Genomic DNA, 9,482 nt, shown 5'->3' with positions numbered 1-9,482 from the left:
TCCCGTCGACCTTGGCGACCTCGCCGCTGCCGGACGCGGCCTCCTGACCGGTCGAACACGCGGTGGTCAGACCGAGAGCGAGCAGCAGACCCGCCGCGGCGACGGTACGGCTGGTGGAACGGAACATGGGGAGCTCCTTCGGAACCGCACGCGCCGATGGAAGCGGAACGGGTGCGGTGGTGCGCAGGTAGGTGGGGGCCCAAGGCGGCGGACCGCGATGTGAAGAACCCTTGACTGGTTCGGTTCGACTCGCTCCGGGTAGAGGGTGAATCAAACGTAATAAACCAGAAACGAACAGGTTCAAACGCGGTGGAGATATGACACCTCTGTTTCGGAATCCACGTCAAGGGCGTTTCGGCGTCGAGACCACCTTGTGACGTGCGGCGCGTCGCTCGCGTGGAAGCCCCCGCCAGGCCCCTCCACCGCCGGTCGGGCCCGGGCGGTGTGCGGGTGCGGGAAGCGGTGCCGGATGCGTAACGGTTCGATAAACCCGCGGGACGGCTGTGGGTCGTACCCCTCGTACCCAAGCGACCTGCACGCGGACCGGCGCGTGCCGGCGAGTGTCCGGCCCGGAGCCTGAGGAGAACAGTGAGAGAGCCCGCATCGTCCTGGAGCGCCTTCGTGCCCCGCGGCGAACAGCCCCGGCGAGGCGGCTCGGCGGCCGCCGCCCGAACGGAGGACGAGCAGGCGGGCCCGGGTCGGCCCGGGCCCCGGGCGGAGGACCGGGAACCGACGATCGTGGTCCACCGCGCACCCGCGACCGCCCGTGCCGCACAGCTGCCCCCGCCGGATGCCGACGACGCTGCGGAGCGGCGCGGGCGGTCCCGTCGGGGGCTGTGGTGGACGGTGGCGGTCTCCGCCACGGCCCTGGTCGGCGGCACCGCCGCCGCCGTTCAGTACGAGGGCCCGGAGGGCGAGAGCCTCCGTCCGGAGGTCACCTTCTCGGTGGGCGCGTCGGCCGGGCCGGCCTCGTCGACGACCGGGGCCCCCACCGGTGCTGCCGTTCGCCCCGCCGGCGCCCTCCCGTCCGTGGCGCCGTCGACGTCGAAGGGCGGGCGCGCCGCCATGCCGGCGACCGGCCCCGACACGGCGAAGCCGAGCTCCGCCCGGCCGTCTCCGTCGGTCTCCGGTTCGTCCGCCGTCGGCGTGAGCGGGCCGCCGGCGACGGAGCGCGCCGTGCCCGGGGACTCCGCGTCGCGCAGGGCGTCCGAGCGTGCCGAGGCGGCCGGGCCGTCGCCGGCCCCGAGCATCGGCGAGACGAGGCGGCCGTCCCCCGAGCCGCCCGCCGGCCGACCGGGCGATGCCGCGTCGGACAGCCCGACCGGACCTCCTGCGGAGTCCGGGCCGTCGCCGACCCCGAGCGCCGCCGAGACGGGCAGGCCCACCTCGGCGGCCCCGAGCACCGGCGAGACGGGAAGGCCCACCTCGCCCGCGGCCGACGGCCCGGGCGGCTGACATCGCTGCCGAAGAGTGCCGCTGCCGCCTTCGCCGCGGTCCCGCCGCGGCTCCGGGGCCGGCACGGCCGAGCGCCGGGCAGTGTCCGGCCGACACTCCCCGGCGCTCGGCCGACGGGTCAGCGCAGGAGGGACCGGCGCGTCGGGACGACCCGGGTGACCACGGACTTCTCAAGGAAGAGCAGGTCGGCCACGGCCGGACCGAGCTCGTCGGTCCAGCGGTCGCTCTCGTAGACGGCGGCGTACGCCTCGGCGCGCTGTTCCTCGTCCTCGAACCGCCGGATCCAGACGTAGCCGTCCGGATCCTCCTCGTCGGTGAAGGACGCGGTGATCACCATGCCCTTCGAGCTCTGGAAGGGGATGACGGTCTGCTCCATGAACCGGAGCCATTCGTCCCGGCGGCCGGGCTTGGTCACGTAGTGGCGGATCTCGTAGAACACGGCAGGCCTACCTCGCGTGGGTATCGGAGTGTGGTGAAGGAGTGTGGTGTGCAGGCAGGGCCGGCTCAGGAGGTGAGGTCGAGGACGAGCTTTCCGCGTGTGCGACCGGTCTCCCCGCGGGCATGCGCCTTCGCGGCGTCCTCCAGGGTGAAGACCTCCTCGACCTCGACCGCGATCGCCCCGGCGTCGATGAGCTGCGCGAGCAGGGCCAGGGCCGCGCCGTCCGGCTCGACCAGGAAGGCGCTGACCCGCCTGCCGAGGGCCGCGGCGGCGTCCTGCAGTCCGGCGGAGACTCCGGAGGGGACGGCGATGAGCAGGCCGCCGGGGCGCAGCACCTCCAGGGAGCGGGTGCTGGTGCGGTCGTGGTCGTCGCCGATCAGGTCGAGGACCACGTCCATGTCGCTGACCGCGTCCTCGAACCGGACGGAGGTGTAGTCGACGAGCCGGTCCGCCCCGAGCCCGGTGAGCCAGTCGTGCCGGCCGCTGCTGGCGGTGCCGGTCACGTGGGCGCCGAGGTGCCTGGCGATCTGGACGGCGAAGTGTCCGACCCCGCCGGCGGCGGCGTGGACCAGTACGTGCTGGCCGGACCGGAGCCCCGCGGTGTCGACCAGGGCCTGCCAGGCCGTGAGGGCGGCCAGCGGGACGGCGGCGGCCCGGACGTGGTCGAGGCTCTCGGGCTTGCGGGCGAACTGGCGCGCCGGTGCCGTGACGAACTCGGCGTAGCCGCCGGCGGCCCGCGGGAACCACGGCATCCCGTAGACCTCGTCGCCGGGCTTGAGGGTGCTCACCCCGAAGCCGACCTCCTCGACCACGCCGGAGACGTCCCAGCCGAGGACGAACGGGGGCTCGCCCAGCACGCCGGCCATCCCCCCGCCGGAGCGGGTCTTCCAGTCCACCGGGTTGATCCCGGCGGCGTGCACCCGGACGAGGACCTCCGTCGGCAGGGGGGTGGGCCGAGGGACCTGCTCGACCTTCAGGACCTCCGGGCCGCCGAAGCGGTCCAGGAGCACTGCGCGCATCGTGTTCACAGACATGGTGGACTCCCGGGTCAGACGTGGGCGGGAGGCTTCCGACGGCCTCGTTGCTATGTTCTCGACGGTATCCCTGGGCATATAGTTACCCGCAAGGTCTACTACTTCCTTTTGGGAAGTTGCCGGGTGAGGAGTGGTACGGATGATCGAGTGCGCGACGGGTCAGCACGACCAGCATGACGTCTACGCGGCCCAGTGTCCCTGCCGGGCCATGCTCGACCTCCTGGCCAACAAGTGGTCCGCCCTGGCCATCGGTGCGCTGGAGGACGGGCCCCAGCGCTTCGGCGAACTCCAGCGGCGCCTGCAGGGCGTCAGCCCCAAGGTGCTCACCCAGACCCTGCGCCGCCTGGAGGACGCAGCCCTGCTGACCCGCACCGTCTACCCGGCGGTACCCCTCCACGTGGAGTACGCCCTCACGGAGCTGGGTCACAGCGCGGCCGTGCCGCTCGGCCTCCTCCGGACGTGGGTCGAGGAGAGGATCGACGGCGCCGGCACCGGCCTGCGGGTGCCGGTGTAGCCGCGTCCGTAACGAATTCGCATACCCGCGGGATCGACAGGTCTGCCCCACCTCCTTAACCGGCAGGCACCGAGACGGTGCCGGAACTCCTCCTCGCCGGAAGGTGACCACGTGTCCACCCCCCGCAGTCTGATCCTCGCGGGTGCCACCGCACTCGTCCTGTCGACCGTCCCGGTCGGTGTGGCAGGCGCCGCCACCGGTGCCGCGTCGGCCGGCCCGTCGGCCCCGGCCCCGCACCTCGACGTCCCGTTGCAGCGGGGTCTGGAGCCGTCGGTGACGGGGGTCCCCCGGGAGTTCGAGGTGGGCGGGGCGCCCAGGGAGTTCCGATACACCGTCACCAACCCGACGGCCCACGACTTCGTGGCCTTCGCCCTGCTGAAGTTCAAGAACCAGGCAGGTGACCTCCGGGCGGCGGACCTCAAGGTCGAGTACCGGCTGCCGGGAGGCACCGACTGGCTCCCCGGCTCGCTCGCCCCGGGTGGTGAGGGAACCGACGGGAGCGTCCTGGTGGTGCTCGGGGGCAAGAAGGGCGACGGCGTCTCGGACGACGCGCTCCTGGCGGTGCGGAAGGGGCGGACCCTCGTCCTGAACGTGCGCACCTCGTTCCCGGCCGGGGCGCCGACCGGCAAGGCCGGCGTCGCGCCGGTGACCTTCGCCGCGCGGCTCGACGACCGGACCGGGCTGCCCGTGGACGAGGGCAGCTTCGGTTGCGCGTGCGCGGTGGGCTGTGCCGGTTTCAGGATCAAGGAGCCGGCCCCTGTTGTCCCGGCCCCCGCCGCGACCCCGACCCGCACCGCTTCGCCGACGCCCGTGGCCACCCCGACCCGCACGGCTTCTCCGACGCCCGTGCCCACCCCGGCACGTACCGCTTCGCCGACGCCCACGGCTTCGCCGACGCCCACGGCCGCTCCGACGCCGACCCCGACCCCGACCCCGCCCCCGGCGGTCACCCCGACGCCCACGGCCACACCGACGGTGGCGCCGACTCCGACCCCGACGCCCACGGCTTCGCCGACACCCACGGCCATTCCGACGGCGGCGCCGACCCCGACGCCCACGCCCACGCCGACGCCCACGGCCACACCGACCCCGGTGGCGACCGCCACGCCCGTCGCGGCTCCCACCCCCACGCCCGCCGTCACCCCCACGCCCGCCGTCACGCCGACACAGACCACCACGCCCACCGCGACCCCCACGCGCTCGGCCACCCCGACGCGTGCCGCTGCGCCGGCACCCACCAGCGCGGCACCTTCGGTCGTCGGCAACCGCCCCACGGCGTCGGCGGTGCCGTCGACCGCGGCCACCACCGAGGACGACGGGCCGGTGCCCCTGTCCTTTCCGATGGACATCCCGACCAGCGCGCCACTGAAGATCGAGCCGGTGGCGGTCGCCAAGGCGACCAGTACGGCCGACGCCCTGGAGCGGAGCCTGGCCCGGACCGGCGGCGGTGACCACGAGGCGGTGATCGCCGGAGCCGGTGTCGCCCTGCTGGGCGCCGGGACCGGCGCTCTCGTCCTTCTGCGGCGCCGCAGGGCGGCGCGGCACGGGTGACGTGCGCGGCGGGGGGCGGGCCCTGAGCGGGGCCCGCCCCCCGCCTTCCCCCGTGTGGCCTCGGCCCGGCACGGGGAAGGCGGCAACCGTGAAGTCCCGCAGGGGGGTGGCCATTCGGCCGATGACCCGCGCGGACGCAGCCGGCGTCGGACCAGGTGGAGGGCGCGCGCGGAGCTGGCCGGGCCCGGGTGGGGCCGCTCACCGGCGGATTCGCAGGGCACGGTCTGCCCGTCAGATGGCCGGAATCCGTTGATGAATGACACGTGAACACTCATGAACGAACGCAACGTCACACCGGGTCGCTAGTCTTCGAACGTCACGCGGCGACTCGTGTCGACGGGACATTCGTGTCGGCGTGTGGCGAATCCCGGTGAGGAGACATGCCTCCGTCTGCATGTCATGAACATGGCATTGCTGTGCGGCGCGGTCCTTCCGCACCACGCACATCGCACCACGCACACCGCCCAGAGCCGCAGCGGCCCGTCCCGGCGTTCCCGACGCCGACGGTCGGACCGGCCGCACGCCCGCGCCACACCCGGTGGCGCAGGTCCAGCAACCGGCCGTATCCACGGCCGGCAGGCCAAGGAGTGCCCGTGTCCCGTCATGCTTCCATGAGCAGCCTCGCCTCACTCGCCGTCATCACCGCGCTGCTGGTGACGGGCGCCCCGCTGAGCGGTGCGCAAGCGCTACCCGCCGTGCCGACGGCGCCCGCCTCCCGGGCGGCGGCGCTGGCCGCCGCGGATCGGCAGAGCACCGACCTCGCCAGGAGCCTCGGGCTCTCGGGCCAGGAGAAGCTGGTCGCCAAGGACGCGGTCCGTGACGCGGACGGCACCCGGCACCTGCGGTACGAACGGACCTACGCCGGACTCCCCGTCCTGGGCGGAGACCTGGTGGTGCACCAGGGCGCCGACGGCGCGGTGAGGGGTGTCGACCGGGCCTCCGCCGCCGCGCTGACCGGTCTCGCCACCGCACCGGCCGTCGACGCCCCGACGGCGCAGGCGGCCGCACTCGGCACCGAGGCGGGAGCCTCGGTCGGCCGTGCGCCCCGACTGGTGGTCTGGGCGGTGGACGACTCGCCCCGCCTGGCCTGGGAGACCGTCATCGCCTCCGTCGACCCGGAAGGGACTCCCAGCAAGCTGCGGGTGGTCACCGACGCGGCCACGGGCGCGGTGATCCAGACCTACGAGGGCGTCCAGACCGGCAGCGGACACGGTGTCCACGTCGGCGAGGTCCCGATCGGCACCACTCCGACGGACTCGGGGTACGAACTCAGGGACGGCACCCGCGGCGGCGCCTACACCACGGACATGGGAAACGGCAGGTCCGGCAACGGGACGGTGTTCCAGCGGTCCACCGATTCCTGGGGTGACGGCCTGCCGGCCAACCGCGAGTCGGCGGCGGTCGACGCCCACTTCGGTGTCGGGGCCACCTGGGACTACCTGAAGGAGAACTTCGGCCGCGAGGGCATCCGGGGAGACGGCGTCGGAGCCTTCAGCCGCGTGCACTACGGCAGCGGCTACGTCAACGCGTTCTGGGACGACGACTGCTTCTGCATGACGTTCGGTGACGGTGATGCCGACACCCATCCGCTGACCAGCGTCGACGTCGCCGGCCACGAGATGGTCCACGGCGTCACCAGCGCCACGGCCGGCCTCGTCTACTCCGGGGAGTCCGGCGGACTGAACGAGGCCACGAGCGACATCTTCGGATCCATGGTGGAGTTCCACGCCGCCCTTCCGGCCGACACCCCGGACTACCTCATCGGGGAGAAGGCCGACCTGTTCGGCGACGGCACCCCCCTGCGGTACATGGACAAGCCCTCCAAGGACGCGAAGTCCGCCGACTACTGGTACCGCGGCATCCGCGGTCTGGACGTCCACTACTCGTCCGGCGTCGCCAACCACTTCTTCTACCTCCTCTCCGAGGGCAGCGGCGCGAAGGTGGTCAACGGCGTCGAGTACGACTCGCCGACCCGGGGCGGCAGCACCGTGACCGGCATCGGCCGGGACAGGGCGGCGGCCGTCTGGTACCGCGCACTGACCGTCTACATGACCTCCACCACCGACTACGCCGGAGCCCGGACCGCCACCCTGCGCGCGGCCGAGGACCTGTACGGCGCGGGCAGCGACGAGCACCGCGGCGTGGCGGACGCCTGGGCCGCCGTCAACGTCGGAGTGGCCTTCCCGTCCGCGCCGGCGGTCACCCACCCGGGCGACCAGGTCACCGGGCTCGGGGCGACGGTCGACCTCCTGATCCCGACCGTCGGCGGCGCCGGTGCGCCGACCTACACGGCGGTCGGCCTGCCGGAAGGGCTCTCGATCGACACCGCCACCGGCAGGGTCACCGGCACGCCCACCGCGGTTGGGTCCGGGCCGGTGACCGTCACCGCCACCTTCGCCTCGGGGCCGGCCGGCACCACCGAGTTCACCTGGGCCGTCACCGACGGCACCGGTCCGTGCCCCTCGGCCCAGCTGCTCGCGAACGCGGGCTTCGAGAGCGGTGAGGCGGCGCCGTGGTCGGCCGGCAACGGCCTGGTCGACGGCAGCCCGGAACAGGCCGCGCACGGCGGCGCCTGGAAGGCTTGGCTGAACGGCTACGGCTCCTCCCGCCGGGACACTCTCTCCCAGACCGTCACCATCCCGGCGGGTTGCCGGGCGACTCTCGGGTACTGGCTGCACATCGACTCGGCCGAGACCACCGGCTCCGTCCCGTACGACCGGCTCACCGTCACGGTCGACGGCACCGAGCTGGTCATGTACTCGAACCTCGACCGGGCCGCCGGCTACACCCGGCGGACCCTCGACCTCTCCTCCTACGCCGGGCAGAGCGTCACCGTCAGGTTCAACGGCAGCGAGGACGGCATCTACCAGACCAGCTTCGTCCTCGACGACCTCTCCGTCGAGATCGGCGGCTGACCGGACGGGGCCCGGGCCGAACCCCGGGCCCCGGGCCGGCGGACGCCGGGAAGGGGAAGGATTCTCGGCCCGGGTACCTGCCGGGCCGAGAATCCGGCGGTGTCGGCCTCCTCGCCCCGCCGTCGTCCGGTTCCTCCCACCGCCGCGGGACGGCGCCGTGGTCCGGGCGGCGGCGAACCGGACCGGGCCCGGCGGTCAGGGCGTCCGCCCGTGGTGGCTCATGGAGCGTCGGAGGAGAGCCCCGAAGCCGAGGGCGTCGCGGAGTGACTCGGCGAGGGGGAAGGCCGGACGATGACGGGGGGTTCGGTCGAGGTGCCGGGTGCGGGGACGCTCGGCCGGACGATCACCGGGGGTTCGGTCGAGGTGCCGGGTGCGGGGACGCTCGGCCGGACGATCACCGGGGGTTCGGTCGAGGTGCCGGGCCCGGGGACGCTCGGCCGGACGGTCTGCGGATCCGCGGACGGCCTGCGCGTCCCGGTGGGGTTCGGCGCCGGGGAGGTTCGCACCGCTGCCGGGGCTTCGGCCGACCCCTTCGGAGCCGGCCCGGCGGAGCCGGTCCCGGGCGGCTGCGTCCCGGCGGCGGGCGTGCCGGAGACCGTCGGGGACTGCGCGCCGGAGGAAGGACGCAGGGTGGTGGGACCCGGCGGGCGGGACGCGGACGGTGACCCGCTCGCGGACGGCGACCCGGACGGGGTGGCGGCCTGGCTCTCGCCCGCTCCCTCGTCGCGGCCCACCTCGGGCCGGGGCGACTGCGTCGAGTCGTCGGGCGGGACATCTGCGGCGGTCGCCCCCGGCCGGGGCGCACTGCCTGCCGGGTTCTCGTGCAGCAGGGCCGCCGCGTTGCCCCCGACGAGAGCGCTCGCCGAGAGCGCCAGCGTCCACCACACGGCGCCGCGCGCACGGCGCCGCGGGCCGGTGAGGCTGACGGTCCCGCCCGCCGGAGACAGGTGACGCACGGCGAGCGGAGCCGCGGGCCCGCGGTGGATCACGACGGCGGTCTCCTGCTCCGGCCGGACGACCGGGATCTCCATCGTCGGGGCTTCGGAGGAACAGGAGCCGCAGAACGGGGCGAGCTGCTCGACCGAGGGCACCCGGCCGTCCGGCCACGCATCGGGGGAGGCCTGGAGAGCGGCGACGTAGCGGCACGTCAGACCGGCGATCAGGGCGGCTCGGGTACGCCAGACGTGGTCGGGGCCGACCTGATCGGTGGCGGCCTCGGTGGCGGCCGTGTCCGCGGCGGGGATCTCCCGTCGCCCGGCGGCCTGGACCATGGCCCGCAGGATCTCCCGCCGGCACGTCTCGGGCACGGAACTGAGCGCCGGGCCGGCCGGTTCCTGTGAGGGGTCGTGCGCTGCCTCCGGGTGGACGACGCCCTCCAGCGGACCGGCCGTTCGTGCGACGTCGGTGAAGGGGGTGCGGCCGTCCTCACCGGGACGGGAACCGGTAGCCGGCTCGCCCGGTGGCGGCACGTCGCCGCGGCGCCTGAAGGAGCTCCAGGACGTTGACGGCTCTCTCATCGTTCTCCCTTGTGTGGGCTCGGTGGGCAGCGGTCCGTGGGCGCAGGTCGCCCGTGG

The 9,482-nt window shown here is 74.2% G+C and carries 7 protein-coding genes; 3 read left to right on the top strand and 4 right to left on the bottom strand.

Annotated elements, in window-relative coordinates:
* Window positions 1-893: 893 nt before the first annotated feature.
* From PUR56_RS00840 to PUR56_RS00830, 3 genes are all read right to left on the bottom strand, one after another.
* A complete protein-coding gene (locus tag PUR56_RS00840; RefSeq protein ID WP_329883550.1) occupies window positions 894-1,403 on the bottom strand; it encodes a hypothetical protein in 510 nt (169 codons plus the stop codon).
* A 170-nt stretch (window positions 1,404-1,573) separates the two neighbouring features.
* Window positions 1,574-1,894 (bottom strand): NIPSNAP family protein, encoded by a 321-nt coding sequence (locus tag PUR56_RS00835; protein ID WP_329883549.1) that lies wholly within the window; start codon window positions 1,892-1,894, stop codon window positions 1,574-1,576.
* 65 nt (window positions 1,895-1,959) lie between these two features.
* Window positions 1,960-2,928, bottom strand: coding sequence for an NADP-dependent oxidoreductase (locus PUR56_RS00830; protein WP_329883548.1), 969 nt, complete (start codon window positions 2,926-2,928; stop codon window positions 1,960-1,962).
* A gap of 139 nt (window positions 2,929-3,067) precedes the next feature.
* On the opposite strand from PUR56_RS00830, the gene PUR56_RS00825 reads away from it, so the two are divergent.
* The 3 genes from PUR56_RS00825 (at window position 3,068) to PUR56_RS00815 (ending at window position 7,908) form a co-directional block, all read left to right on the top strand.
* Complete coding sequence (locus tag PUR56_RS00825; RefSeq protein WP_329883547.1) at window positions 3,068-3,442, top strand: winged helix-turn-helix transcriptional regulator; 375 nt, start codon at window positions 3,068-3,070, stop codon at window positions 3,440-3,442.
* Window positions 3,443-3,553: 111 nt separating this feature from the next.
* Complete coding sequence (locus PUR56_RS00820) at window positions 3,554-4,993, top strand: hypothetical protein (protein WP_329947421.1); 1,440 nt, start codon at window positions 3,554-3,556, stop codon at window positions 4,991-4,993.
* 611 nt (window positions 4,994-5,604) lie between these two features.
* Window positions 5,605-7,908, top strand: a complete 2,304-nt coding sequence (locus tag PUR56_RS00815) for a M4 family metallopeptidase (RefSeq protein ID WP_329947420.1) — start codon at window positions 5,605-5,607, stop codon at window positions 7,906-7,908.
* A 218-nt stretch (window positions 7,909-8,126) separates the two neighbouring features.
* On the opposite strand, the gene PUR56_RS00810 is transcribed toward PUR56_RS00815, so the two are convergent.
* Window positions 8,127-9,425 (bottom strand): hypothetical protein, encoded by a 1,299-nt coding sequence (locus PUR56_RS00810; RefSeq protein WP_329883544.1) that lies wholly within the window; start codon window positions 9,423-9,425, stop codon window positions 8,127-8,129.
* Window positions 9,426-9,482: the final 57 nt, after the last annotated feature.

This window comes from Streptomyces sp. BE303 (assembly GCF_036290945.1).
In the GTDB taxonomy this organism is placed as follows: domain Bacteria; phylum Actinomycetota; class Actinomycetes; order Streptomycetales; family Streptomycetaceae; genus Kitasatospora.
The sequence above is the reverse complement of the archived record's forward strand: the minus strand, read 5'-3'. Positions and strand labels throughout refer to the sequence as shown.

What these genes read in the sequence shown, in the direction of transcription:
- PUR56_RS00815 (WP_329947420.1), top strand. Translation starts at nt 5,605, where the DNA reads ATGAGCAGCCTCGCCTCACTCGCCGTCATCACCGCGCTGCTGGTGACG.
- PUR56_RS00825 (WP_329883547.1), top strand. Translation starts at nt 3,068, where the DNA reads ATGATCGAGTGCGCGACGGGTCAGCACGACCAGCATGACGTCTACGCG.
- PUR56_RS00830 (WP_329883548.1), bottom strand. Translation starts at nt 2,928, where the DNA reads ATGTCTGTGAACACGATGCGCGCAGTGCTCCTGGACCGCTTCGGCGGC.
- PUR56_RS00810 (WP_329883544.1), bottom strand. Translation starts at nt 9,425, where the DNA reads ATGAGAGAGCCGTCAACGTCCTGGAGCTCCTTCAGGCGCCGCGGCGAC.